This is a genomic window from Corynebacterium minutissimum (genome assembly GCF_000805675.1).
GTDB lineage: Bacteria > Actinomycetota > Actinomycetes > Mycobacteriales > Mycobacteriaceae > Corynebacterium > Corynebacterium minutissimum.
Map to the genome: position 1 here is coordinate 329,369 of NZ_JSEF01000015.1, position 26,564 is coordinate 355,932.

22 protein-coding genes, 1 tRNA gene and 1 other RNA gene are annotated in these 26,564 nt (G+C 60.1%); 7 read left to right on the forward strand and 17 right to left on the reverse strand.

Going from position 1 to position 26,564, the window contains the following annotated elements; translation table 11 throughout:
* Positions 1-259 precede the first annotated feature (259 nt).
* The 5 genes from NX84_RS09580 to thrC form a co-directional block, all read right to left on the reverse strand.
* Complete coding sequence (locus tag NX84_RS09580; protein WP_039676174.1) at positions 260-1,357, reverse strand: DNA alkylation repair protein; 1,098 nt, start codon at positions 1,355-1,357, stop codon at positions 260-262.
* Positions 1,358-1,472: 115 nt separating this feature from the next.
* Complete coding sequence (locus NX84_RS09585) at positions 1,473-2,006, reverse strand: NUDIX hydrolase (protein ID WP_039676175.1); 534 nt, start codon at positions 2,004-2,006, stop codon at positions 1,473-1,475.
* 18 nt (positions 2,007-2,024) lie between these two features.
* The gene (locus tag NX84_RS09590) at positions 2,025-2,861 is read right to left on the reverse strand and encodes a S1 family peptidase (protein WP_111689383.1); all 837 of its coding nucleotides are present in this window, start codon (positions 2,859-2,861) and stop codon (positions 2,025-2,027) included.
* A complete protein-coding gene (locus NX84_RS13005) occupies positions 2,854-2,997 on the reverse strand; it encodes a hypothetical protein (protein WP_169744712.1) in 144 nt (47 codons plus the stop codon). Before NX84_RS13005 ends, NX84_RS09590 begins: the two co-directional genes overlap by 8 nt.
* A 3-nt stretch (positions 2,998-3,000) precedes the next feature.
* Positions 3,001-4,446 (reverse strand): threonine synthase, encoded by a 1,446-nt coding sequence (gene thrC / locus NX84_RS09595; protein ID WP_039676176.1) that lies wholly within the window; start codon positions 4,444-4,446, stop codon positions 3,001-3,003.
* A gap of 38 nt (positions 4,447-4,484) precedes the next feature.
* On the opposite strand from thrC, the gene NX84_RS09600 reads away from it, so the two are divergent.
* Positions 4,485-5,780 (forward strand): MFS transporter, encoded by a 1,296-nt coding sequence (locus NX84_RS09600; protein ID WP_039676179.1) that lies wholly within the window; start codon positions 4,485-4,487, stop codon positions 5,778-5,780.
* Between the two features lie 258 nt (positions 5,781-6,038).
* Here NX84_RS09600 and NX84_RS09605 read toward each other — a convergent pair whose 3' ends face one another.
* From NX84_RS09605 to NX84_RS09620, 4 genes are all read right to left on the reverse strand, one after another.
* Positions 6,039-6,476 (reverse strand): hypothetical protein, encoded by a 438-nt coding sequence (locus NX84_RS09605; RefSeq protein ID WP_039676181.1) that lies wholly within the window; start codon positions 6,474-6,476, stop codon positions 6,039-6,041.
* A gap of 28 nt (positions 6,477-6,504) precedes the next feature.
* Positions 6,505-6,822, reverse strand: a complete 318-nt coding sequence (locus NX84_RS09610; protein ID WP_039676182.1) for a hypothetical protein — start codon at positions 6,820-6,822, stop codon at positions 6,505-6,507.
* A 122-nt stretch (positions 6,823-6,944) separates the two neighbouring features.
* Positions 6,945-10,004 carry a bifunctional [glutamine synthetase] adenylyltransferase/[glutamine synthetase]-adenylyl-L-tyrosine phosphorylase gene (locus tag NX84_RS09615; protein WP_039676184.1) on the reverse strand — a complete coding sequence of 1,020 codons (3,060 nt, stop codon included), beginning with the start codon at positions 10,002-10,004 and terminating at the stop codon, positions 6,945-6,947.
* Between the two features lie 7 nt (positions 10,005-10,011).
* Positions 10,012-11,349 (reverse strand): glutamine synthetase family protein, encoded by a 1,338-nt coding sequence (locus NX84_RS09620; protein ID WP_039676186.1) that lies wholly within the window; start codon positions 11,347-11,349, stop codon positions 10,012-10,014.
* A gap of 191 nt (positions 11,350-11,540) precedes the next feature.
* Between NX84_RS09620 and NX84_RS09625 the strand changes: the two genes are divergently transcribed.
* On the forward strand, positions 11,541-12,614 hold the full coding sequence (locus tag NX84_RS09625; RefSeq protein ID WP_039676188.1) for a DUF2786 domain-containing protein: 1,074 nt from the start codon (positions 11,541-11,543) through the stop codon (positions 12,612-12,614).
* A 111-nt stretch (positions 12,615-12,725) separates the two neighbouring features.
* On the forward strand, positions 12,726-14,447 hold the full coding sequence (locus tag NX84_RS09630) for a CYTH and CHAD domain-containing protein (RefSeq protein ID WP_039676189.1): 1,722 nt from the start codon (positions 12,726-12,728) through the stop codon (positions 14,445-14,447).
* 133 nt (positions 14,448-14,580) lie between these two features.
* On the opposite strand, the gene NX84_RS09635 is transcribed toward NX84_RS09630, so the two are convergent.
* Entirely contained in the window at positions 14,581-14,769 is a 189-nt protein-coding gene (locus NX84_RS09635) for a hypothetical protein (RefSeq protein ID WP_039676191.1), read from the reverse strand.
* Positions 14,770-14,983: 214 nt separating this feature from the next.
* Here NX84_RS09635 and NX84_RS09640 point away from each other — a divergent pair, with 214 nt between their 5' ends.
* On the forward strand, positions 14,984-16,255 hold the full coding sequence (locus NX84_RS09640; protein WP_039676193.1) for a galactokinase family protein: 1,272 nt from the start codon (positions 14,984-14,986) through the stop codon (positions 16,253-16,255).
* Here NX84_RS09640 and NX84_RS09645 read toward each other — a convergent pair.
* The 5 genes from NX84_RS09645 to NX84_RS09660 all read right to left on the reverse strand — a co-directional run bounded on the left by NX84_RS09645 (position 16,252) and on the right by NX84_RS09660 (position 20,874).
* The gene (locus NX84_RS09645) at positions 16,252-17,655 is read right to left on the reverse strand and encodes a ribonuclease catalytic domain-containing protein (protein WP_039676194.1); all 1,404 of its coding nucleotides are present in this window, start codon (positions 17,653-17,655) and stop codon (positions 16,252-16,254) included. The genes NX84_RS09640 and NX84_RS09645 overlap by 4 nt on opposite strands.
* Positions 17,656-17,691: 36 nt before the next feature.
* An RNA gene (gene rnpB, locus NX84_RS12375) (RNase P RNA component class A) lies at positions 17,692-18,127 on the reverse strand.
* A gap of 15 nt (positions 18,128-18,142) precedes the next feature.
* Complete coding sequence (locus NX84_RS09650) at positions 18,143-19,312, reverse strand: bifunctional RNase H/acid phosphatase (protein ID WP_039676195.1); 1,170 nt, start codon at positions 19,310-19,312, stop codon at positions 18,143-18,145.
* Entirely contained in the window at positions 19,309-20,025 is a 717-nt protein-coding gene (locus NX84_RS09655) for a zinc ribbon domain-containing protein (RefSeq protein WP_039676197.1), read from the reverse strand. The genes NX84_RS09650 and NX84_RS09655 overlap by 4 nt, the downstream gene beginning before the upstream one ends.
* Positions 20,026-20,874: a Nif3-like dinuclear metal center hexameric protein gene (locus NX84_RS09660; protein ID WP_039676198.1), complete on the reverse strand. Its 849-nt coding sequence runs from the start codon at positions 20,872-20,874 to the stop codon at positions 20,026-20,028. It lies immediately after the preceding gene.
* A gap of 105 nt (positions 20,875-20,979) precedes the next feature.
* Here NX84_RS09660 and NX84_RS09665 point away from each other — a divergent pair, with 105 nt between their 5' ends.
* Entirely contained in the window at positions 20,980-21,471 is a 492-nt protein-coding gene (locus NX84_RS09665; RefSeq protein ID WP_039676200.1) for a low molecular weight protein-tyrosine-phosphatase, read from the forward strand.
* A gap of 10 nt (positions 21,472-21,481) precedes the next feature.
* Positions 21,482-22,432 carry an SURF1 family cytochrome oxidase biogenesis protein gene (locus NX84_RS09670; protein WP_039676202.1) on the forward strand — a complete coding sequence of 317 codons (951 nt, stop codon included), beginning with the start codon at positions 21,482-21,484 and terminating at the stop codon, positions 22,430-22,432.
* Between the two features lie 572 nt (positions 22,433-23,004).
* Here the strand turns inward: NX84_RS09670 and NX84_RS09675 are convergent.
* Both NX84_RS09675 and NX84_RS09680 read right to left on the reverse strand, forming a co-directional pair.
* Positions 23,005-23,080, reverse strand: a tRNA-Val gene (locus tag NX84_RS09675).
* A 110-nt stretch (positions 23,081-23,190) separates the two neighbouring features.
* A complete protein-coding gene (locus NX84_RS09680; RefSeq protein WP_052319738.1) occupies positions 23,191-23,628 on the reverse strand; it encodes a DUF3052 domain-containing protein in 438 nt (145 codons plus the stop codon).
* Between the two features lie 172 nt (positions 23,629-23,800).
* Between NX84_RS09680 and aceE the strand changes: the two genes are divergently transcribed.
* Positions 23,801-26,557 carry a pyruvate dehydrogenase (acetyl-transferring), homodimeric type gene (gene aceE, locus NX84_RS09685; protein ID WP_039676205.1) on the forward strand — a complete coding sequence of 919 codons (2,757 nt, stop codon included), beginning with the start codon at positions 23,801-23,803 and terminating at the stop codon, positions 26,555-26,557.
* The last annotated feature ends 7 nt before the right edge of the window (positions 26,558-26,564 follow it).

Consider the following 26,564-nt stretch of genomic DNA (forward strand, 5'->3'; position numbering starts at 1 on the left):
TAGGATAGTTTCAGATAGCAATGTTTTTCATACATTTCCCATGATATGGACATATTCTCCCAATGTCGCCGGGTGCCAGCTTTCCCGCTTGCCACAGCCAGGCTGGCAGCAGAAAACACCTGGTTGAAGCACTAAAACCAGATCAAGACGTGCGCTTGACGCATCCCATCCACGGGCAGAACATGATGAGAAGGGCGATCGAGCCCCACAAGGTGGCGGGCACGCTCACAGGTTTTGGTGCAGTCATCTAGCGCCGCGGTTACAACTGGGTTAGCTCAAATTCCACTTGCTCGCCTTCGCGGCCGTTAATCAACAAACTTAAGGCCTGCGTACCCGGATAGTAGGTGCGTGTGCTGGTGACCCGAAACGGGTGCGTCTTGGTCACCACTCGGGTTTCGCCCGGATCAAGCGTATATTTGCCGAGGCGAAACACACTGGGCTTCCGGGTTCCGTTCTTCTTAAGGAAGTGCACGCGATACTCTGCAAGCACATGTGCGGGCGCATCGCCGGTGTTGGTGAGTGTCGTTGAAAGAGTCGCCTTTTCACCAATGGCCACAGTGTGGGGGAACTCGGGGCGGGTGGCGGTGACGGCGGTGGACGGAGAAAAGCCAACAAGCTCTAGGGCCTCCCTCTTGCCGCGCTTGATCAACCCGCGCAACCCCTGTTCCACCACCCACGCTGCGTGCGACGATCCGCTGTCTGCCCATCGCGAGGCGGTAGCAAGAGCCAACTCGGGGTGCGTACGGCCTATGTCGTTGAGGTTGTTGGCTACGGACTTGCGCACGAACAGCGACGCATCGTCGTACAGCCGGTGCAGGACCGGAAGGATCGGCGAGGGGTCCGCCACAAACGGCGCGTGCACCTTCGCCCACGGCAGACGCGGACGGATGCCCTCGGAAGCCAGGCGGCGCACGTTGTGGCTGCCCGAACCAGCCCACTCATGCACCCGGGCCATGGTCAGCTCTGGGTAGCGCTCTAAGAAGGGACGCACCGCAAACTCACCGGTGAACACCCTGGTGAGCGCCTCAATTGCATCTAAAGAAACCTCCGGCTCATCTATCCCGTATAGCTCGATGAAACGGCTCACCGGCCACAGGTGGAATGCATGGTTGAAGTAACCTTCCCCCTCCGCAAGCTCGGGCCCAAGCTTATCGACGATTCCGCCAATCGCCCTGACATAGTCCCCGCCGAGCTGCTCCCGAAGCCCTTGTGCAAACACGGTCACGCGGTCCAAGATCTCTAAATCCTCGACTCGCGGTGCTACCCACGCGGCGTATTCTTCGCCGTCAATTCCAAGCTGTGCACCGAGTTTTTGCGCCGTGTCAGCGTTGAAGTAGTCCTTCATTTTGGGAGCCATAGCTGTGCATGTTACCGGCGCGGAGATACTTTGTCGCGGCAGGATTGAGGGCTGGCGCATCGATCCGCCACTTAGATCCAGTGCCCTCACGTCGATGTCTAAAGAGAAAGCCTGGTTAAGACGAACGCTTGACGTAGCCCATGCGGGGCCGGAAGCCCTGCGGGTGCTTCATCTGCGCCACGGCATCGCCGATGACCATGCGGTGGCGGGCGCTGACGGATGTTGGCATCTGGGCCACGGAGAACCACTGGGCATCCAGATTTTCCTCGTCGGAGACGACAGGTTCGGCATCGTCCGGGACAGAGACGCGGAGCGTAGTGTCCATAAACATGCACTGATCCCCATTGGGAAAGGTAACAGGTCCAACCTGGCCCACGCCAAGGAGCGCCTCAATGCGCCCATCGAGGCCTATTTCCTCCTTGACTTCGCGCAGCGCCGTAGTGGTGATTTCCTCGCCCGGCTCACAAATTCCAGAAACCGGAGTCCAGGCACCGTTATCGGCGCGCTGCGCCAACAGCACCGAGGGTAGTTCCCAGATAGCGGAGCCAGTGGGCACCGCGCGCACAATTACTGCGGTAACGGCGGGGAGAAAGAGCTGGTCGTGGCCAACTTTCTCACGCAAGGACAGAATATATTCAGGAGTGGGCATGGCCTTTATCCTACTGGTTTAGAGGGCGTCCAGAATTCCCGGGAGGAGGGCCTCGATATCGGCTGCCACGGTAAAGGACATTTCCGCGCCGGCATCGGGCGCGCACTCGGCGCCGTCGATAGCCGCATCAGTCGTACCGGAAAGCACACCCACGATGACTCCTTCCTGCGGAGTTCCCGCTGCGCCATACACCGGCGCGCCGGAGTCACCGCGGGCCGAGCAGGCCTGCGCCCGTGCGGACATCGTATCCACCGTGCGCTCGTCATACGTGAGCTTGCCAGGGCCCGCGCGGTGTGTGAGTTGACCGCACGTCTCTCCTGTGATGCGCCCCAGCTTGCACACCTGGTCAGGCAAGGTGCTCTCCCCCGCCGCGGCGACGGAGGTCGGCATATCCTGTGGCGTGTAGAAGTCAACGTCGCGGGTAATCTCCACCAATGCGAAGTCGAGCTCGTGCGTTTCTGGCGCTGATAAATCCGAATAGATAATGGTGCCTACCGGCTCTGCCGGGTACGTGAATTCTCCTTCGGCATTGCCGCCCCACACGATATCGCCGGGCTCACCGCAATGGGAGGCGGTGACGGCGATCGTGCGGCCGTCGCCAAGCACAAAGCTCCATGCCACCGTGCACAAGTTGAAGTCGAAATTCTCCCCTGGAACGGGCGCACGGGAGCTGACATCTAGGGCAGCACCTGGCGGCACCGGGGATGCCTCCGGCGTGGTTGCCCGCGGCGGTGCGGCTACCACGGTCGAATACGGCGCGCTACCTGCCTGGGAGCGGGGTTCTTCCACGGGAAGGCAGGAGGCCGAAGCAAGTCCCACGGCGCACAGGACGCCGGGGAGGATGCGCTTAGTCATCCTGCTCTGGGCCAGCCTCTTCCGTATTCTTAGCCTTTTCTTTTTCCATCTCCGCAACCTGCTTCATGTCACGGATGAACTTCTCTGGATCAAACTCGGTGTAGTATTCCGGTCCCGAGAACTGTTCCTGCGCCATGGTCTAGACCTCCGTTGTGCTAATCGACGCCATAATGTAGTCCTTCACCGCCGCCGCCTCATTCGGCAGGTCCTTGACGTGGCGCTCAGCGTCGAGGATGCCCTGGAAGCGCTCAGGAACCTCTGGTTCTTCACCGATGGCCTCCACGATGGTCTCGGAGAACTTCACCGGAAGGGCCGTCTCCAGACACACAATGGGGCTTTCTACCCCGTATTCTTCCTTCACCGCGCGGGCCACCTTGATGCCGTCCGCGGTATGCGGGTCGACGAGGACATCGTACTTCTCGTGCACGTCCTTGATGGTGGCAAGACGGTCCGCGTGTGTCGAGGCACCAGACAGGAATCCATAATCCGCGTGGGCAGAGTCGAGCACGTGCTTGTCGACGCTAAACCCGCCTTCCTTCACCTTGACACCGAAAAGCTCGTCCACCTGCGCAGCATCGCGGCCAAGCAGATCGAAGACGAAACGCTCAAAGTTGGAGGCACGGGAAATGTCCATCGACGGCGAGGAGGTCTTGTGCGTCTGCGCCGAGGAACGCGGACGGTAGTTACCCGTGCGGAAAAACTCATCCAAGACGTCGTTCTCATTCGTGGCCACGATGAGACGGTCAATCGGCAGACCCATCTGGCGGGCAATGTGCCCGGCACAAATATCACCAAAGTTACCGGTCGGAACACTGAAGGAGACCTTCTCGGTGTTTTCCGCGGTGACCTTGAGGTAGCAGTTGATGTAGTAGACAATCTGCGCCATGAGGCGGGCCCAGTTGATGGAATTCACCGCACCAATGCGGTATTCCGCCTTGAAGTTTGCGTCAGCGGACACAGCCTTGACCACGTCCTGGCAATCATCAAAGACGCCGTCGAGGGCGATGTTGAAGATGTTGGGGTCATCCAGCCCAAACATCTGGGCCTGCTGGAACGGAGTCATGCGTCCAGCAGGGGTCAGCATAAACACGCGGATGCCTTGGCGCCCGCGCATGGCGTACTCAGCCGAGGAGCCGGTATCACCCGAGGTAGCGCCCAGAATATTGAGAGTTTTATCCCGGCGCGCCAGCTCGTATTCGAAGAGCTCGCCGAGCATCTGCATCGCCATATCTTTGAACGCAGCGGTGGGCCCCTCAGAAAGGTGTCCAATGTACAGGCCCTCTCCCAGCTCGCTGACCGGGACGATCTCCTCGTTAGCGAACTTCGGGAAGGTGTAGGCGCGCTGCGCGATCGCCTCAAGATCCGTATCCGGAATATCATCCACGAAGAGCTTCAGCACCTCCGCTGCCAGGGCTGCGTACCCGCCCTCCGCGAGCGTGTGGCGCCACGCGGTCAGGGTGGCATCGTCAATGCGCGGGTAAGATTCCGGCAGGTACAAGCCTCCGTCAGGGGCCAGGCCTCCCAGGAGGATGTCCGTAAAGGAAGCCGGCTGGCGGTCGGTGTCTCGGGTCGAAATGTACTTCACCCCCTGCATCTTAGTGGGTTGGGCGTAAAGTATCAGCCATGTCGGCTCCCCATCCCCGCGAAGTCATCACCACCAAAGCCTTGTCCGTTTGGGTTGCCGCGATGCTGGTGTACATCGTGGCGATGACTGGCCGCACCTCCTTCGGCGTGGCCGGGTTGGAAGCTATTGACCGCTTTGAGGTGGACGCCTCCCGGATTGCGGTATTTACCTCGGTTCAGCTGGGCGTTTATGCTCTCGCGCAGATTCCTACTGGGTTGCTCATTGATAAGTTTGGACCTCGGCGCTTGCTCGTCATCGGCTCCGTCATTATGGGTATCGGCCAAGTGGTATTAGGTTTTACCGCCAACTATTGGGTTGCCATCGCCGCGCGCATTTTAATCGGCTTAGGCGATGCCACCGCCTTCCTCTCGGTGATGCGTATCCTTCCTTATTGGTTCCCGCTGCACCGCACTCCTATGTTTACTCAGGTGACCTCATCACTAGGTCAGCTGGGCCAGTTCATGTCCGCCATCCCATTCTCCCTGGTGTTGGGTTGGGCCGGGTGGACCACGGCGTTTGTCACTCTGGGCGCGGTGGGCATCCTCATCGCTGTGGCCGCTGCGGTGGCGGTGGCAGACTCGCCTGAGACCCTGGGCATTGTTTCCGCCCCGAAGGAGCGGCCTAATGCTCAGCCGCGCCGCTTGGGATCTCTGCTGGCCTCGGTGCTGCGCTCCCCAGTGGCCTGGCAGGCTTTCTTTATCCACTGGGTGGGACTCGCTGCCACCAATGTTTTCGTCATGCTGTGGGGAATGCCGATGATGACCGCGGGCCTGGACTTTTCCAAGACAGAGGCTGGCTGGGTACTCACCTGGTTTAGCGTGTGCATGGTCCTCGTTGGCCCCCTCCACGGCAAGATTTCCTCCCGCGCCAGTGGCTATCGCCCATGGCTGGCACTTGGTTTTGTCGCGGTCAACATCTCTGTCTGGGTGGTCTTTTTCTTGGCGGGCGGCAGCTACCTGTCCTTGTTTATCCTCATCAGCCTGGTGTCGTTGTGCACACCGGTGGCAAATTATGGCTTCGATATTGTGCGGGAAAACCTTGACCGCACCGTGGTGGCCACCGCGACTGGCCTGGGGAATATGGGCGGGTTCATCTCCTCCATGCTCGGCGCCCAGTTGTTTGGCGTGGCGCTCGACCACTTGGGCCACGGCCCGGACTACCCCATGGCGGATTTCCGTCTTGCGGCATTCGCAGTGCTGGGAGTGTGGTGCGTGGGAATCGTGGGCGTCCTCATTACCCATTTCTTACGAGGTAAGGACTCTGGCCCACGCGCCACCATCGTGCAGGTTGGTTAACCTGCGGGCAGTGCGCTTATCGCCGTTTCCAAGGGCACCCCATTCGCCACCGCGAACATTCCCAATCCCCCGCCGATGGGAACGAGGATAGCGAGGCTTACGCCGCACACGGTTCGCAGGAACTCTCGCAGTTGTCGCCGTTTCTCCACGTCAACGCACCAACCTTTATCGTTTCGTTATCTGTGCGTTTGAGAATAAGGCGCCCTCCTGCCAGTAGCGTGCCGGGTTTCTGCCGACTACCTGCCAGAAGCTGGGGGTTTACTGCGCCGGGTTAGATTCGGCAACGATAGGCCCCACCGCAGGGGTGACGAGGCCGGCGTCGAAAGCAGCGAGCGTGCCCGCGGCATCCTCCTTGGTTATTTTGTTGTTGGCCACGGCTTTATCCAGCTCAGCTTTGAGAATTTGGCGGGAGCGGTACACATCTGAGGACACCGAGAGGATTCCGCGCGGTACTGATTCCGCAGGGATGCCGAGCGCTTCTGCCAACGCCACGATGCGGTCTTGTTCCGCTGGATCCACGTACGCGTTAAGCGATTGGTCTTGGGGCACTCCACCATCGACGACGTCCTTGACGGTGAGGGTGCCGTCCGGGGTTTGCTGACGCTCCGTCACCCACCAGCCAGTGACGATAGCGGCGATGATCGCCAGCACCACCGCGATCCACACGGCGATAATTTGCTTGGACTTCACGCCCATCAGTCTAGTTCTCTCTCATCCGCACGGCTTAATCCGTGTCGGGACCAAAGGTTCCAAAAGACCCGCCGCGCGGCGGGTACGGCGGGTCAAGGCGCTCGGAGAGTGCATCAATGATGGAACGGATGGTGTTTTCCGCTACGGGACGGTCGAAGTGTGAGCGCTGCTGTGCGCCCTTCTGTGGTTCGACTGGGCGCACGCGTGGCTTGTCGACGTCCACCCGCATCACCGTTCCATCCACACTCAGCGCTGCGTGCGGATCACTATCGGCTGCTCGCGCTGCGGCGAGAAATGCTTCGAGGTCGGCGAGGGTGGCATCTTTCAGGTCAAGGGAAAGGTTAAGGCTCATGATGTAGTGTTCCTTCTCTGCGGATTGTATGGGGAGAGGTCTGTGGTTCTGTGGGTCTCTGGTTTTCCACGGAGGGAAAGTCTTTTCCTAGTACTAAGGATATAGATTTTTAGCGACTCGGTTTAGTCATGTTCAAAGGACTCCGCTTCTCCCCAGAACACCTCATCCACCACTTTGCGGGCATGGCGCGTGACTTTGAGATAGTGCTCGAGGAAATCTTGGTTATTCTCTGGCGCCCATCCAGCAGCACCGGCGACCTGTGCCAATTGCGGCCCTGGTGCCGGTAGCTGGTCCACGCGTTTGCCGCGGACAAGGACTAAAGCATTACGGGCATCGGTGGCCAATAGCCAGGCTTCACGCAGGTCCTGGACTTGCTGCACCGGAATAACTTCATGTTCCTCCAGCGCATCCAACACGCGGAGCGTAGAAGGATCATGTAACTCCGGTACCTCGTGTGCATGCATCATTTGCAGCAGCTGCACGGTCCACTCGATATCGGTCAGACCACCACGCCCCAGCTTGGTGTGGGTATTGCGGTCAGCACCGCGCGGCAGGCGCTCATTATCTACGCGTGCCTTCATTCGGCGAATATCGCGCAGCGTTTTCTCGCTCGCTCCTTTGTCTGGATAGCGGAACTCATCGATCATGGTCATGAACCGCTCTCCTACGTCCTCATCGCCGGCAACGAACGCGGCGCGCAACAGCGCCTGCATCTCCCAGGATTCACCCCAACGCGAGTAGTAGCGCTTATAAGATTCAATCGAGCGGGCTACTGCACCTGACCTTCCTTCAGGCCGCAGGCCCAAATCGACCTCTAGCGGTGGGTCTCCGGAGGGCTTAGCCAGGCGGCGACGCAGTTTGTCGATCATGCTAATGGCCCACGCCATAGCCTCTGATTCTTCGTTTCCTTCTTCGGGCTCAGCAACGACGATGACGTCAGCGTCCGAACCAAAGCCCAGCTCCATTCCGCCTAGACGCCCCATGCCGATGACCGCGATGCGTGCAGGAGGTTCCGCGTCCTCGTTGTCTATCCGCCACGCGCGAACTTCAGCCCTCAGTGCAGCCTCGAGGACGGCATTCCAGATCGTGGAAAGCTCGTGGCACACCTGTTGCACTGGCAGGAATCCGAGGAGGTCAGCTGATGCAATGCGGGCAAGCTCCACGCGGCGCAATGACCTGGCCACTGCCACGGCCTTATCCGGATTGGCATGGCGCTTAGTCGAGTTAATGAGTGCCTTCGACACCTGATCCGGCTTCGTCTCCAGCAGTTTAGGCCCGGCTGCGCCATCGGATAGCTGCTTGACCACATCTGGTGCCTTGATGATGAGCTCCGACGTGAACGGCGAGGTGCCCAGAATCTTCATGAGGCGTTGTCCTACGACACCTTCATCACGCAACATGCGCAGGAACCAGTTACGGTCATAGGCTGCTTCCGACAGCTTGCGGTAGTTCAGAAGTCCCATATCGGGGTCTGCAGTAGCGGAGAGCCATTCCATTAGCGTGGGCAGCAAGATGGCCTGGATTCGGGCCTTGCGTGAGCTGCCTGCTGCCAAGGATGTGAGGTGCTCGAAAGCGCGATCTGGGTGCCGGTATCCCAACGCAGCCAGCTGTAGGAGTGCCGCTTCTCGGGAAAGCTTGATCTCATCTGCGGACATCGACGCCACAGAGTTGAGAAGCGGGCGATAGAACAGGCGCGAGTGCAGTTCCGAAATGAGCAGGCGGACTTTGCGCAGATGCTCATTCATCCTGTCCGCGGCTGACTGTTGGCCGTGGGAATGGAAGCCTGCATTGATAGCAAGCCACTTCAGCGCAGCGCCATCACCGTTGGATGGCATCGTGTGTGTACGGCGGAATCGCTCCAGCTGTAGGCGGTGCTCCAGCAACCGCAAAAACTCATACGCTTCGATGAGCTGCGTGCCGTCTTCGCGGCCCACATAGCCCGCGCGTACAAGTGCTGCGAGGGCATCGACCGTGGCCAGCGGCCGTAGCGTTTCATCAGAGCGGCCATGCACCAGCTGAAGCAACTGCACTGCGAATTCAACATCACGCAAGCCACCTTCGCCGAGCTTGAGCTCACGATGGCGCATATCTTCCGGCACATTCTCGAGGACACGGCGGCGCATGGCCTGGACATCCTCAACGAAGGATTCTCGCTGGGACGCCGTCCAAACCATGGGTCCGATTACATTGAGGTAGTCTTCCCCGAGCGGGAGATACCCGGTCTGTGGACGCGCCTTGAGCTGTGCCTGAAACTCCCACGTTTCTGCCCACCGCTTGTAATAGGCAACGTGCGAATCCAAGGTTCGTACTAGTGCGCCAGATTTTCCCTCTGGCCGCAGGTTCGCATCGACCTCGAAGAAGCAAGCCGAACCGATGCGGTTGAACTCTGAAGCCAAGCGAGTCACCCGTGGCGTGGCGTCCGAACCGACGAAGATGACGTCAACGTCTGAGATGTAGTTAAGCTCCCCTGCTCCACACTTGCCCATTGCCAGGACGGCCAATTGCGCATCGAGCGGTTGATCACCATAGACAACGCGAACTGCGCCGGCCAGGGCAGCCGTTAGTGCGGCGTCTGCCAGAGCCGTCGTAAGCCGCGTCACCTCGCGGAAACCGACGCGGGGTTGCGGTCGTGACTGTCCCTTTCGCGAGTGAAAAGTACCGGCGAGGTCGTGCGCGGCAATACGCATCATCAGGGTGCGGTATACCGTTTTGAGCTGAGCCTTATTGTCTCCCGGCTGGGCGCGGTAGGTTCCGGGAGTCGTCAGGTCTTCGCTCGCGGTATCAGGGCGCTCTGGCGCTTCAGCGAAGGTCGCGGGTTCTGCTCCCACCGTTGCGAGAAGAGTATGAAGCATTTCGGTAGGTGTCGGCAGCGCTCGCTGCAGTTCCTTCCATGCCTCTGGATGCGCTGCAAGATGGTCACCAAAGGCTGAAGAACCACCGAGTAATGCAATAAGACGCACGCGGAAAGTTTCGTCTTCCCGCATTGCGGTAATGACTTCTGGTGCTCCGTCAACGACCCGCATGAGAGTATTGAGCGCCATGTCAGGATCGCCTGCTGCAGCCAAAGTCCACAGTTCATCGAGTGACTCGGCGTTATCCCATCCCAATTGCGCAAGGTCTTCCGCAGCGGTCGGTCTCGTCAGCCCAAGAGTTGCTGGTGACGGTACAGATGCAGGACGCATGCTTCTCCTAGAAGTTCAGGTTGTGGCGAAGTTCAAAGGCCGTAATCTGCTGCTGGTACTCGTGCCATTCGTCCCACTTAGCACGTAGGAAGTACTCAAAGACATGCTCACCTAAGATTTCCGCCATAAACTCAGAGCGCTCAAACTCGCGAAGTGCCTGATCCAGGCTGGTAGGCAAATCCTTGTAGCCCATTGCAAGGCGTTCCCGGCGCGTTAGCTGGTGGACATCGTCCTCTGCTGGATCTCCGAGCTCGTAGCCTTCCTTAATCCCGCGAAGACCTGCGGCGAGCAGCACCGCGTAACCCAAGTAGGGATTCATTGCCGAATCCAGCGAACGAATCTCTACTCGGCGCGACATTTCCTTGGACAGTCGGTAGGTGGGAACACGCACAAGTGCAGAGCGGTTAGAAACACCCCAGGTCACTGACCCCGGTGCTTCGCTGCCGAACATGAGGCGCTTGTAGGAGTTCGTCCACTGGTTGGTGATTGCAGTCATCTCAACGGCATGCTCGAGAATTCCCGCAATAAACTGCTTTGCCGTTTCCGACAGAGAAATTTCGTCATCCGGATCGTGGAAGGCATTCGAGTCACCTTCAAAGAGACTCAAGTGCGTATGCATACCGGAGCCCGAACGATGCTCAAAAGGTTTGGGCATAAAGGTGGCATGCACGCCTTGCTGGGAGGCCACCTCCTTGATGACGTATCGGAACGTCATAATGTGGTCTGCCATCGTCAGTACATCCGCATGGCGGAGGTCAATTTCCTGCTGCCCTGGGGCGGTTTCATGGTGGCTAAATTCCGTAGCGATCCCCATGGACTCCAATGCATACATGGAGCGACGACGAAAGCTCGGCGCGTTGTCATGAGTAGCTTGGTCGAAGTACCCGCCATTGTCAGTTGCAACGAGGTTATTGATATCGCGGGCATCTTCGAGAAGATAAAACTCAACTTCTGGCGAGGCCATGCAGGTGAAGCCCTCGTTGGCAGCCTCAGTGACCTGACGGCGCAGAATATGGCGTGGATCCACCATCGAGGGTTGGCCATCAGGCTGGGCAATATCGCAGAACATGCGCGCCGACAAGAGCTCTGGTTCGCCCTTATCGAAGGGCATGATCTGGAATGTCGACGGGTCCGGCATCGCGATGGTGTCTGCCTCAGAGATACGCGAGAACCCCTCGACCGATGAGCCATCGAAGCCAACACCTTCCTCAAACGCAGATTCCAGTTCCGAGGGGCTCATCACCACGGATTTCAAGGCGCCCAGGATGTCGGTGAACCACAGACGGATGAAGCGGATATCGCGTTCTTCAACCGTGCGGAGGACGAATTCGTGTTGGCTGTTCATGATTTAAACCCTACCGGCGGGTACTGCACTCCAGCCGTAAGTTGCCGTGATTGCCCCCGCGCCGCCAAACGTTCTTCCTGTTCGCAAGAGTAACTCGGGGGCAAAGCTTTTCGAACCAACAAACGCTAATCCAAACAGCATGCTTGAATGGCACCACATCACGAACACATGTACCAAAAAGAAGGGCAATCATGAACTCTTACCACTCAGCTCTCAGCGACCGAGCTATCGAACTCGTCATTAACGCCGCTCAACGGGGCTGGTCTCCCAAGGACCTCCTCCATGTACTTGGAAACTACTGCTACCCCACTATCTACCGCGCCGCTGGACGGATACCGGCCCACATTACGTCTACGGTTCTCCGCAAAGAGTGGCTAACCCTTGAACCCCCGACATCCATGAGTATGAGCGCTCAAGAGGTGGAAACACTCGTTGAAGAGGTAACGAGGCTTCCTTGGTTGCGTGACGTCGACGTTCTCGCGGAAGAGACCACTTCGAGACCTTCACGCGATAGCAAAGAAGAGAAGATACGAACCAAAATCATCAACCTCCTTAAGAAGGCAGAGTCGACTCCGTACGAGCAAGAAGCCAGTGCGCTTATCGCCAAAGCTCAAAGCCTTCAGCAACAGCACCGCCTCAACGGACTGTGCGGCGATTCCCCTCTGAAATTCGCCTCCAAACGAATTCACATCAGCGCGCCATACATTAACCATCAAGCGACGCTGCTCAGCGTCATCGCTGACAGGAATGGTTGCTCCGCTTTACAACTTCACCCTAAAGGGATCATCACGATCTTCGGCGCTGAGGATGACCTCGACCATGTCATTGATCTCTTCATGTCACTTCAGCGCCAATGTGATTGGCATATGCGCCACGGTGAGCACGCCGAGATTGCGCAGCAGTTAGGAAATCTTGCTTCATACCGCCGAAGCTTTATTTTGTCCTACGCTTCCCGTATTGGAGAGCTGCTCGATGAAGCAAACCAGTCTTTTACGGCCCAGAACTCTGATGAAACTTGCGCAGGAAGGGCTGCCGAGGAAGATGAACAGGCAACTTTGGCTCTGACACGTCGCACCCTTAACGCTCTGGATCAGCGAAGACTCGACGCAGAGGCAATCCGTGACCGCTACTTCCCGCACGCGCGGACTATATCTTTGGCTGTGGGAAGCCGTGCAGGCATGTCCGCGGGGGCATCTGCGGCTGAAAAATCTCACCTCAGCGGTGATTCCGCAGGGGTGAAAGGGCGCCGACAGCTAACACGCTAAGCAATAGGAAGGACGCACAAATGAGTCTCGTACCCAGGTAAACTAGGTGCATAAGACAGGGCGTTTCCCGCCCGACAATGATCAATCCCTCCTGCCGACGAAGGTGTGTGTATGTCTCCGAAGACGTTCTTAGAAGTCGAAGCCAAGTTCGCCGTGGACGAATCCACCCCGGTACCTGATCTCACTCAGCTCGAAGAGGTCGCACGAGTCGCGGAAACCCGCCATCACTCGATGTCCGCGATTTACTATGACACCGAGGATCTGCGCCTTACCCATGCGAAGATCACGTTGCGTCGCCGTACAGGCGGCAATGATGATGGCTGGCACATCAAGATTCCAGGCGATGCGGGACGCACTGAGATTCGTGCCGAAATGGGCGAGCCGGTGGATGGCCGCTACGAGGTTCCGGCTGAACTCATCCACGAAGTTCGCTCGGTAATCCGTAATCATCCTCTGGCGCCCATCGCGCAGGTAGACAACAACCGCACCGAGTTGTTGTTGGTTGACGAGGCAGACCAGCCTATTGCGGAGTTCTGCGATGACCACGTCACCGGTTTCTCCTTCCTTCCCGATGGCACACAGTGCGCGTGGCGTGAATGGGAGGTTGAGCTTGCAGGAGAACTTCCTGCTACCAAGAAGGGCGGAGCGCTCCTTCGTCACGCCACTTCTCTCCTCATTAGCTCTGGTGCCCGCGTGTCATCTTCCCCGTCGAAGCTGAAATCAGCTTTGGGTGACTCCATCAATAATGTTGAGCTGCCGCCGGCTCTCGCTGTGTCGAATCTCGATCCGGACTCCCCCGCTGCTGCTGTTGTAAACGCCCTGAAGGCTAACCGTGACAAGCTCGTGGAGTACGACCCACGTGTTCGCCGCGACGAGTGGGATTCCGTCCACCAGATGCGCGTTGCTACTCGTGAGCTTCGCAGCCACCTCCAAACGTTCCACGGAATCGTTGTCGGTCCGGAGATTGAACGACTGGAGTCGGATCTCAAGCAGCTGGCCAGCATGTTGGGCGTTGCCCGCGATGCAGAAGTCGTCGAAGAACGTTGGCAGAGCCTGCTCGCATCTGAGGATTCGGATGTACTGGATGCGGCCACTCGTGAGCACATCGCGCATGACATGGGCCGTGACTACCGCCGAGCCCACCGTCGCGTCATTGCCGCTCTAGATTCCGACCAGTACCTTGATCTCCTCGATGCTCTCGATGCGTTCCTGGCCAACCCGCCAGTCGCGGGTGAGGACACCGAGCTCGAGGGCGATGCAACTGATTCCGATGCGGAGTCTGCAGCATCCGAATCGGCAGAAGAGATTGAATCTCCAGAGAAGCAGGAGCAGCCGAAGGAATCCAAGCCGAAGCATGCTAAGAGCGAGGATGCAGAGCACCATGACCTCGATACGGTTATGGCGTTGCACCTCAACCAGGCGTATGACAAGTTGGTGAAGCGCCACAAGAAGGCGGTCAAGAACTGGGATAACACCGAGTTGACCTTGCATGAGCGTGAGGAGTACTTCCACGACATGCGTAAGGCTGCCAAGAAGCTGCGTTATGCCGCTGAGGCTGCGGGCTCTGCCACTAACCTAAAGACCAAAAACCTTTACAAGGCCTGCAAGAATATGCAGTCGGTCTTGGGTGACTTCCAGGATTCGGTCACGTCCCGTGACAAGCTCATTGAACTTGCAGAAACGGCACGTCGCCGCGGCGAAGACACCTTTGGGTACGGTCTGCTCTACCAGCGTGAGCGTGCCATCGGCTTGGAGGCGCTCGACGCCTACGCGGAGAGCTTCAAGGCGATTAAGTCGGCCTTCAAGCCGCTGCGTAAGAAGCTGGAAAAGTAGCTCGGAGTAACTGAGCGGTGTAGAACGACACTGACCCCGCTGTTTCCCATATCACCCAGTGTGCAAGGCACTCGGTGGATGGGAATCAGCGGGGTCTCTTCTTTGTCAGCAGTCGCTGCTCAAAAGCGCTGCTTTAGTAGTCGTCTTCGGCTGCGTCCTCGGCATCGGCCGCGGCAGTGCGGGCATTGGCAATCTCGATGGCGTGCTCGGCTTCCTCACGGGAGTCATAGGGGCCCATACGGTTTTCCCAACCGGAAACCTTGCCCTGGGATACCTCACCGGTAGAGGGATCGTAGAACCACTTCTTGTCAGCGTCAGCCATTGTCTTCTCCATTCTGGGATGCTCATCCCTCATACTGTGAACCGCGGGAACTCGCTTACTTTTCTGGCACGGTGGCCCAAAAGGTGTGCTTTCGGTTCTCGGTGCACCCCACACTACAGACCGGCGGCGCTTCGTGCGGCTAGAATAGACAGGTCACTCTCTTCTGCACCTGTGCAGAGAACCTATCGCCACCAGCAAAGGAGTACCTTCCCCGATGCCCCAGTGGACTGCCCCTTCAACACCGGTCGTCGACCGCGCACGCACCGCTCACCGCGATAATGTCGGTACCGAGCCAACACACATCGCGAGTGCCCCGGCCACGTGGTCACTCATCGGCGAGCACATCGACCACTTCGGCGGCATCGCCATCATGGGCTTGGCGGCTCTTCGCGCCGCAGTTGCCGTCAGCCCCCGAGACGATGGCACCGTATCCGTTCGCTGCTTGTCTACTGATGGCAGCACTACCGAAGATTTCATCACCTTGGAAAAGGTGTCCGCTCTTGCCGCCGAACAGCAGCCCAGCGTTGATTCTGAGGGCCAGCCTGTTGTACCCCCTGCGCCGAATGGTGGGCTTGCTGCCCGTCTGGGTGGCATCGTCCACACGATGATCAACCGCCAGTTGCTGTCGCGTGAGACTGCCGGTGCAGATATCACCGTAGTCACCGACATCCCTGACAATGCGGGCCTGGGCGCTGCCGCAGCCATCGATATTGCGACCGCTCTTGCGCTGCTGGGCGGGGCCGATGAACCGTTCGATGCGCCTTTGCGCGCACGTCTGGCTGAGGTCTGCTCACAGGCCGTAGGAACCTTCGCGTGCTTCCCCGCCTTGCGTGCCCGTCACTCCGCCGCACTGCGCGGAACGGGTGAGTCCATCACCATCATCGACTATGCCGATGGTTCTGTCACCCAGGCGCCACATGCGGTGAATCAAGACCTCGTAGCGTATGCGCTTGCTGTCCCCGGCGACTTTGACTGCGAGGAGACGATTGCTGATATCCGTACCCGCGAGCGTTTCATCGATGACGCCTGCCATGCCTTCGGCACGGAGTCGCTGCGTCTTTTGCCGGATGCACCACAGCGCGTGCTTGATTGGTTGGCAGCCGTCCATAAGATTCACGGCCCCGAGAACCAGCCCACCATTGCCCAGGCCACGGCTTGGTTGACGTTTTATGCAGAGGAAACCCAGCGTGCCCAAGGCGTGGCCCGTGCGCTGCGCTCACGCCGCGGCACAGAGCTTTTCCCACTGCTGACGCAGTCGCAGTCCGCTCTCGCTACGGTCTATGGTTTTGATTCTGCGGAAAAGCTTGCCCAGCTGGCATCTGCCCGCGGTGCATCGGCAGCCCGCTCGGCGCATGCCGGTACCTCAACAGCGGTCATCGCATATGTCCCGAGTACTAAGGCCACCAACTTTGCTGCAGATTTGGCGGAAGATGGGTTGCTCGTGGTTCCGCTAAACGCCGGCGCACCGGCGGTGACCGAAAGCTAGTCGGCGGGCCAGGCAAAGAGCACGTCGCGCTCAGCCACATCAGCCTTAACCAGCGAGACGGTGGTCTCGCTACCCGTGGGAGGCTGGCCCACAGCCTCCCCCATCACGGGCGGCTCAAGGATGAACAGGCGTGCTTTGTCGCGCTTCTCGCCGCCATCGACCACGACTGACTCGAAGTTGGTGCCTACCCAGGGAGCCAGCACGGTGGCCTCAGTGAGGTTGAGGCAGGCTCGGTCTACTTGGGAAGCTAGCTGGGACGTGGAGCGCATCGAGGCGATGACATCCCCGGCGCGGTTGCGTACCCACTCCGGGACCTCGTAGCCGCCACTTAACGCGAGGCAGACTTCGGTGGCAAAGCGATCGACGAGTCGACGCAATGGAGCGGTGACGTGGGCATAATAGCCGCCAATACCTGCGTGAACGTCAGCTGGGGATTCTTCGAGCCACACATAATCAGCGCCGCGCAGCAGGCGCTGCGCCTCGCGCATGACGGCCATGCCGCGGGGAGAATCAGCATCGACTGAGTGCAAGAACTCAGAAATCGATTGGCCTTCCAACGAGAACCCCAGCGCTTGAGCTTCGGAGCGGAACTCAGCCTCAGCTTCCGGGGTAGCAGCTGCCAAGGTGCGTAGGAATCCAATGCCATGGGATTCCATGAGGCGGCCAGCGCACATGCCAGTCAGCAGGGAAATCTCCGAGTTATAGTCCATGACTTCGTAACGCGGCTCCATCACCAGCTCAAAGTGGCCTTCGCCCTCATCGCTGCTTTCTTGTACTCGCTGCGAAGGAAGGCGCAGGTTAATGGCATCTCGGCGCAACGACGAGGCTTGGCGTAGCTTGCCTACTTCCGGCAGTAACGCAATGGAGGAATGCAGGGAGCCGTTCTCCAAATCCTCGTGGACCTGGTCGTAGTCCAGCCGTGCGCGGTTGCGCACGAGCGCGCGCTCCACCGAGAAATCCTCCACCTCACCGGCGGAGTCGAGATCGAAGGTCCACAGGACGGCGGGACGGTCGACGTCGGCAAGCAGCGAGGCCCTATCCTCCGAAAGCTCAGCCGGGTGCAGCCGGGCGGGCTCATCGGGAAGGTAGATGGTCTGCCCGCGCTTGAGGGACTCCTCTTCCAGGGCTGAGCCGGGTTCGATGAAAGCAGCCACGTCGGCGATGGCATAGAGCACGCGGTAGCCGCCATCGCGGGCTTCGATGAAAACCGCCTGGTCCAAGTCCATAGAACCTACCGGGTCGATGGTGACCAGGGGAATATCGCGGGCATCGCGTCGCTGGTCCGCGTAGCGGTCCTGCGCGGAGGCAGCCTGTGCGGTGACCTCTTCTGGGAAGTCGGTCGGGACGGAAAATTCTCCCGCGATGGGACGGAAATCCAGGGGTGCGGCATACAGCTTCATGCCGCCCCATTGTTCCAAAAAATTAAAGAGTGGGTACGAATGAGCCAACCTATAAGCCGGATTCTGTACCGCGCACCACGGCGCGGTGGTAAACATCCATCCAGGCCAACCGTTGCCGGGTGGCTCAAGCAGCTACCTTCAGGCTTCGGCGAGCAACCTACTAACGCCTGATCAGGCCCGCTAGCGTGGCGGGCCGTGATGCCTTGCTCCCAGTGGGGTTTACCCAGCCACCGCCATCACTGACGGTGCCGGTGCGCTCTTACCGCACCTTTTCACCCTTACCGTGTGCCTACACCGCGCCGAAGCGCAAGTGGAGGCATGCGGCGGTTTACTTTCTGTTGCACTTGCCCGCGGGTTACCCCGGGTTGCTGTTAGCAACCACCGTGCTCTGTGGAGTCCGGACTTTCCTCGGCCCGCGCCTAGCCCCAGGAAGGGGGCCGGTTCGACGGAACGCGTTTACCCGGTCGGCTCATTCGCGCCTGTTAGTTTATCCCAGTGCGCTCAAATGCCCCACATCGTTGAAACGGTGCAGGACACCACGGTCATCGAAGAACTCGACCTCGCTAAGAGAAGCCAGGCCCAAGAAGAGGTGGAGAGGGGTCTGCGGGCCCGAGTCGAGGGCCTGGCGGATGAAGGACTTAATCGGGTTGACGTGGGAGACCGCGAGTACCGTCTTGCCTTCATAGCGCTTCTGCAGGTCACGACGGGCAGCGCTGACGCGGCGGTGGACCGCGCGCAGGGACTCGCCTCCGGGGCAGGATACGGAGGTATCCTGCAGCCAGCGCGCGTGGAGTTCGGGGTCGGCGGCGTCGGCTTCGGCGAAGGTCTTGCCTTCCCAGCGGCCAAAGTCCACCTCGATGAGCTTCTCCACGGTCTCAACCTGCAGGTCCCGGCCCTCCACGACCGCGGCGGCGGTCTGCTGGCAGCGGCGCAACGGGGAGCACACGACGGCGTCGATGTGGGTATCTGCCAGAGCCTGGGCGGCAGCGAGTGCCTGCTTCTTTCCCAATTCGGTGAGCTCCGGGTTCGCGCGTCCGGAATACTGCTTGGCAGCAGACATAGCGGTTTGTCCGTGGCGCAGCAGGATGAAGCGCGTCACGGGGCCGGTCTCGGGGCGCCAGTCGGAGGCTGGAGAAGAAGCAGTGCTTGGCCGCACCTCCCCGGCCCCGTCACTGCCCGTTGCATCGAGCTCAGCGTCGGCTTCCGCAGCGTCGCTGCCGCCCATATCGAGGATGCCAGCGGGCTCGCCTTTCGCGGCGGCGTCCATAGCGACGTTGGAGAGCTCATCGGCCACGGAGTTCTGGGCGCGTGGAACCCACTCGAGGGTGTAGCTGCCAATCTGGTTGAGCAGGCCACGTGCCTCAAGGGCGAGCTTTTGCATGTCTGGGTGCTTGATTTTCCAGCGCCCGTTCATCTGTTCCACCACGAGTTTGGAGTCCATATAGAACTCCACCTCATCTGCGCCCAGTTCCACGGCGGCTTCAAGTCCACGGAGGAGGCCATGGTATTCGGCCACATTGTTGGTGGATTGTTGGCCTACCACGTAGGCGATTTCCTTCAGCAGCTGCGAGCGGTCCTCGTTGTAGATCGCAGTACCGGAACCGGCGATGCCGGGGTTGCCGCGGGAGCCACCGTCAGCGAAGATGACGAGTTTCATGATGCCGGGCGCACCAGGTAGGAACCGCAGTCGCCGCACTGCGGGAGGACGTCGGCAGCCGCGTTGCGCACCGCATTTTGTTCAGCCGGCGGCAACACGATGAAGCAGCCGCCGCAGGCACGGCCGGTGAACGCCGCTGCACCTACGCCGTTTTCTTCACGCACAGTCTCATACTCGTCGAGGACGTCCGCCGGCAGCTGCTCACGCAATTCGTTGATGCGCACCTGCGGGTCCGGCTGGTTCGCTGCAGCTTCCTGGGCGGCCTCAGCTGCGCGCTTGAGTACCTCGAGCTTGCGCTCAGAATCAGACAGCTTGGCGCCGTGAACGTCCAGGTTGGCTCGCAGAGCGTGGATTTCGTTGTGGGCTTCCTGCAGCTCACTCATCAAGTCTGCGATGCGGGACTTGGCTGCATAAAGGTCGTGCTCAAGATCCTTGCGCTGATCTGGGTCGGTAGCGGCACCAAGCTGGGCCTTGTCGTCGCGCTCGCGCTGGCGCAGCTTGCGTTCATCTGCCTGGATGCGCAGGATTTCCAGCTCCATGTCGTCGACGGCGAGTTGGGCGGAGCCGGAGGCGTCGATAAGCCGGGCGTGTGCGGCCTGGGCCTTCTCGTATTCCTCTTGTTCCGGGATTGTGGCGGTACCACCCAGCGCCTGGGTGCGCTCCAAGGTGGCCAGTTCGAGCAAGGTCTGCTGCAGGTCCTGTGACAGCTTCATTTAGTTCTCCTTCTGCGCAGAAATCGTCCAAGGGTCGGTGCGGAGATCAATAATCTCGGTCTTCACGCGCAATACGCTCTCCACAATATCGCGCGCCTGGGCGGTCCAGGGAAATTCGCTGGCCCAGTGGGCGGTATCCACCACGGCCGGGCCTTCCGGATCCATGAGGTGGGCAGCACGCAAGTGCTCATCCACCGGGTGGTGGCGCAGGTCAGACGTGACATAGACATCCACGCCCAATGCAGCTGCCTTATCGAGGAAGGAGTCTCCCGAACCGCTGGAGACTGCCACGCGCTTGACCATCCGCTCTGGGTCGCCAGCCGCGCGCACGCCCCACTCGGTTTTCGGAAGAGCCTCGGCCACGCGCTGGGTGAACTCCCGCAGAGTGATTGCCTCCGGCAGCTCACCGATGCGCCCCAGCCCGAGGGCTTCCTCAAGGTTGTCATATGGCTCTACCGGAACGATGGGGCGGCCGGGTTTAATTCCCACAAGTTCCGCCAGCTTGTCATTGACACCGGGGCGAGCCTTGTCCGCATTGGTGTGCGCGGAGAGCAACGCCACGCCATTGCGGATGAGAGTGTGGATGACCTTGCCCTTCGGAGTATCCGCGGCGACTGAGGTCACTCCGCGCATGAGTAGCGGGTGGTGCACGATGAGCATCTGCGCGCCGAGTTCCACGGCCTTATCCGCTACCTCCTGCGTGCAATCAAGAGCGAAGGCCACGGTGCTGACGTCATCCTGCGGGTCCCCACAGACCAAGCCCACCGCGTCCCATGATTCGGCCAATTCTTGTGGGTAGGCCTCATGGATCACGCGGCGAATTTCGCCGACAGTCGTGCGTTCTGCCATCTCGTTTGCTCCTTAGTTGAAGGTAGGTTTCACGTCAGTCGCGTTGCTGCTATATCCTAGCTTTCGTTCGCCAGCGCACCCTCGATATTGTAAGGAGTCCCCTCCATGACGCCTCCGGAGAACGATAACCAGCTCCACATCGTCTTTGTGTGCACTGGCAATATTTGCCGCTCACCGATGGCGGAAATCATCACCCGCGACGCCATGGAGACCGACATGCTCGATCTTCTAGCCCGCGTCTCCTCGTGCGGCCTCGGCGGCTGGCACGTGGGCCAGGGAGCTGATGAGCGCGCGGTGGCGGAGCTGCGCCGCGGCGGCCACGATGGCGCAAGCCATCGCGCCGCCCAGCTCGGTGAGGAGCACATGGACGCCGACCTTTTCGTGGCCATGGATACCGGCCACCGCGATGCCCTCCTTGAGCGCGGCATCCCTGCGGAGAAGGTGCGCCTCATGCGCAGCTTCGATCCCAACTCCCCGGAGGATGCCAGCGTAGAGGATCCCTTCTACGGCACCGAGGTGGACTTTGAGCGCACCCGCAAGGAGATTGACGCCGCGGTGCCGGGCCTGCTCGATTGGATTCGCCAGCAGCGCGACTAGACTGGGCCTCATGCTCAAGACGTTCCTCAAGCCTGGGTGGGTACTCCTGCTCATCTTTGTCGTCGCTTTTAGCTACTTCACCTTCACGGTGCTTGCACCCTGGCAGCTGGGCAAGGACGACCAGATTGTGGAGCGCAATCACCTCATTGAGGAAGCCTACGACTCCGATCCGCAGCCGATTGAGGAGGTCTTCTCCGCCGACGGCACTCTCAACAAGGAGTGGACGCGCGCTGAGCTGACCGGCCACTACCTCCCCGACCAGGAGGTTTTACTGCGCTTGCGCCCAGTGGGGTCGAGCCCTGCGTTCCAGTCGCTCGTGCCTTTTGAGACCACCTCGGGCATGACGCTGTTGGTCAATCGCGGCTGGGTGCCCACGGACGAGGGCAACGCCGTGCCCCACATCGACAAGGCTCCGAGCGCGGAGGTCACCATCGAGGCCATGGCCCGCGTCAATGAGCCCCAGCACTCCTCCGCCCCGACTGAGCAGCAAGGCTACATGCAGGTCTACTCCATCCATACGGAACAGATCGCGGAGCTTGTCGACGTCCCCCTTGCCCACGACTACCTCCAACTCACTCCCGATCAGCCCGGTGAGCTCAATGCCCTCCCGATCCCGAAGCTGGACCGCGGCAACCACCTGTCCTATGGCTACCAGTGGATTGCCTTCGGCATCATGGCGCCGCTGGGCTTCGCATATTTCGTCTGGTCTGAGATTCGGGAACGCCGCCGCGCCCGCGAGGAGGAAGCTGCACTTGCTGCGGCTGCTGCTGCCGTCGATGGCCCCACCACCGACGAGACTGACCCTTCGCAGCCCTCTGTACCGCAGCAAGACGAGCCTGACACCACAGCGCCCTCCACGGAAGCAGCTCCGGCCTCCTCGCGGCGCACCCGCTCACGGTACGGAGCCTCCAAGCCGGACTTCTACGAGAAAATCCGCGAGCGCGGCCACGAACGCTTCTAGCGAAGACATGCCAGAAGCAGTGTGGCTAATCAACGGTAGTGAAGAAGAATGTCTCCGAATCGGCAAGCAGGCAAACGGACTCTACTGTGTCAGGATCTTCTCCTTGAGATTGGGCCTGACCCCCGGAAAGGCTTCCCTCTCATTCAAGCCCGACGCTACTAAATATGGGTCAATGCGGATACCGTTGCACCTTCCTGTGCTCGAACCAGGCCCAAATCAAAGAAGCCAAGAACAACAGTGGCGTAACCCACGCCAGACGATGCCACCAATGTGCTCCAAAGTATGATTCATCAGCGCTTAGTCCTGCTAGATAATTGATTACAAGCGTTGCGATGAACAGCACTACAACGACAGTAACGCTCCACCAGTAGGCTGCGCTTTTCTGTTTACGCATCAATGCCATCCTCCTCAATACATGTTTGCTGTTTTAGCGCGGGTTTGGGGCCTGACCCCCAACCCTAGACCCTGACGAACACTCCACGGGCATTGCCGGCCAAATCATCGGCTACGCCCGCGGGCGCCCTCCGAGCACGACGAAACCCCTCTCCGACTTAACGGAAAGGGGTTTCATTTGGTGCGGCCTGAGGGGATCGAACCCCCGACCTACTGGGTGTAAACCAGTTGCTCTTCCAGCTGAGCTAAAGCCGCAGTGCACTTGGTGCGCTCGCACAAGATTAGCCTATAGGCACCCGCAGCAACAAATCAGGGTTCCTCTTGTTGCTGCGAATGCCACCTGAGCAGGCTTTTCGCCTTAACCCTTAAGGCTTCTTGGTGTAGCCGCGAGCAACGAGGCAGGAGCCCTGCCACTCGCCGAGACGCTCAGCCTTGGTCTGCACGAGGCCAGCCAGCTGAGCGGATTCAGAAATCTCGCCCGGCTCCAAATTGCCCGGCTTTCCAGCACCCGGGGTCATCAGCCAAATGCGGCCAGAGTCCCCGAGGGGACGAGTAGCGTCTACAAGGCCATCAACCAAGTCGCCATCTTCCGCGCGCCACCACAGCAGCACAACGTCACACAGCTCGTCGGTTTCCTCGTCAAGGAAGTCATCTCCCAGTACGTCCTCAATGGACTCGGAAATCGTGGAATCGCAGTCCTCGTCCCACCCGAGCTCGAGGGCAATCTGTCCCTCTTTGATGCCGAGCTTGGCTGCCGATCCGGTCACGTGTTGAGTTCCTTCCGATGGAGTTGTCGTTGTCATGCAGAGTATTTTAACGTCTGCGGTGCACTTTTTCGCGTCGAACCGCCCCCAAATCTGCCTAGAAGTGGACATTTTCCCCCGTAAAACCACCCGTGGGGGCCTCGACGTGTCTCCCCAAAAAGAGGCGCGTATCCTTGTGACAGATCTTTGTACTACGAACCAGGAGGATTCCATGGCCGACTTGGACGCCAAAAACGGCGACTCCAACTTCCCCATCGTTCGCGATGGCGTAGCCGCGTACCTGCACGATAACGACCCGGAAGAGACCCGTGAGTGGATGGAATCCCTCGACGGTCTGCTGGATTCTTCCGATCCGGAACGCGCCCGCTACCTCATGCTGCGCCTACTTGAGCGCGCCACGGCAAAACGTGTACCGCTGCCGTCCCTGACGTCCACAGACTTTGTGAACACCATCCCCACCTCCCTCGAGCCGGAGTTCCCAGGCGATGAGGAGCTGGAGAAGCGCTACCGCCGCTGGATCCGCTGGAACGCAGCCATCATGGTGCACCGCGCACAGCGCCCGGGCATTGGCGTGGGCGGCCACATCTCCACCTACGCGGGCGCTGCCCCGCTCTACGAAGTGGGCCTGAACCACTTCTTCAAGGGCAAGGACGATCCGTCTGGCGGTGACCAGATCTTCTTCCAGGGCCACGCTTCTCCTGGTGTCTACGCCCGCGCTTTCATGGAGGGTCGCCTCACTGAGGAGGATATGGACAGCTTCCGTCAGGAGCACTCCCGTGGCGAGGACAAGGGACTGCCGTCCTACCCGCACCCGCGCCTTATGCCGGACTTCTGGGAGTTCCCGACTGTCTCCATGGGCCTCGGCCCGATTAATGCCATCTACCAGGCTCGCTTCAACAAGTACCTGGAGACCCGCGGCATCAAGGACACCTCGAAGCAGCACGTCTGGGCCTTCCTGGGTGACGGCGAGATGGATGAGCCGGAGTCGCGCGGCCTGCTGCAGATGGCGTCCCTCTACGAACTGGACAACCTCACCTTCGTGGTGAACTGTAACCTGCAGCGCCTCGATGGCCCCGTGCGTGGTAACACACAGATCATTCAGGAGCTCGAGTCCTTCTTCCGCGGCGCTGGCTGGTCCGTCATCAAGGTCGTGTGGGGCCGTGGCTGGGACAAGCTTCTCGACGCTGACAAGGAAGGCGCCCTTGTCAACATCATGAACACCACCTCGGATGGTGACTACCAGACCTTCAAGGCCAACGACGGCGCCTACGTACGCGAGCACTTCTTCGGCCGCGACGAGCGCACGCTTAAGCTGGTCGAGGACATGACTGATGATGAGATTTGGGCACTGCGCCGCGGTGGTCACGACTACCGCAAGATCTACGCTGCGTATGACAAGGCTCTGAGCTACGCCGGTACCGGCCGCCCGACCGTCATTCTGGCCCACACCATTAAGGGCTACGGCCTGGGCCACAACTTCGAGGGCCGCAACGCTACCCACCAGATGAAGAAGCTGACCCTGGAGGACCTCAAGCTCTTCCGCGATAAGCAGGGTATCCCGATTACGGATGAGCAACTGGAGGCTGATCCGTACCTGCCGCCGTACTACCACCCGGGTCCGGAGACTCCGGAAATCAAGTACATGCTGGAGCGTCGTAAAGAGCTCGGCGGCTTCCTTCCGGAGCGCCGCGAGAACTTCACTCCGCTGACCACCCCGGACCTGTCTAAGCTGCGTTCGGTGCGCAAGGGTTCTGGCAAGCAGGACGTGGCGACCACCATGGCTCTGGTCCGTACCTTCAAGGAGCTCATGCGCGATAAGGAACTGGGCAAGCGCGTGGTGCCGATCATCCCGGATGAGGCCCGTACCTTCGGTATGGACTCCTGGTTCCCGACCCTGAAGATCTGGAACCCGCGCGGCCAGAACTATGTGCCGGTGGACCACGACCTCATGCTCTCCTACCGTGAGGCCACGGACGGCCAGATCCTCCACGAAGGCATTTCTGAGGCCGGCGCTGCCGCTTCCTTCACTGCGGCAGCAACGTCCTACGCCACGCAGGGCGAGGCCATGATTCCGCTGTACATCTTCTACTCGATGTTCGGCTTCCAGCGCACTGGCGACGCTTTCTGGGCCGCCGCCGACCAGCTGGGCCGCGGCTTCATCATCGGTGCTACCGCCGGCCGCACCACCCTGACCGGTGAGGGCCTGCAGCACATGGATGGCCACTCCCCGATTCTGGCGTCGACCAACCCGGCCGTCGAGGTCTACGATCCTGCCTTCGGCTACGAGATTGCTCACCTCGTTCCGCGCGGCATCGAGCGCATGTACGGCGAGGACCACGAGCCCGTCATGTACTACCTCACCGTGTACAACGAGCCGGTCAAGCAGCCGGCTGAGCCGGAGAACCTCGACGTTGAGGGGCTGCACAAGGGCATCTACCACTACAACACCGCTGAGTCTGGCTCCATCCCGGCCAACATTCTGGCGTCCGGTGTCGGTATGTACGAAGCACTGCGTGCCCAGGAGATTCTGGCTGAGCAGTTCGACGTCAAGGCGGCTCTGTTCTCCGTCACCTCCTGGGTCAACCTGGCCCGCGATGGCGCTGCCCGCAACCAGGAGGCCCTGCGCAAGGGTGAAACCCCGACCGAGGCTTTCGCCACCTCCCAGCTCAAGGGCTTCGAGGGGCCGTACATCGGCGTCTCCGACTTCGCCACGGACCTGCAGGAGCAGATTCGCCCCTACGTCCCGGGCGAGTACATCGTCTTGGGCACAGATGGCTTCGGCTTCTCCGATACGCGCGAAGGCGCTCGCCGCTTCTTCAACAACGATGCCGAGTCCATCGTCGTCGCCGTCCTCGAGGGCTTGGCTCGCGAGGGCAAGGTCGAGCGCAGCGTCGTGCAGCAGGCTGCTCGCGACCTGAAGCTCGATGACCCGACCGCTACCTTCGCCACCTCTGAGGGCGAGGAGTAGTCGCACC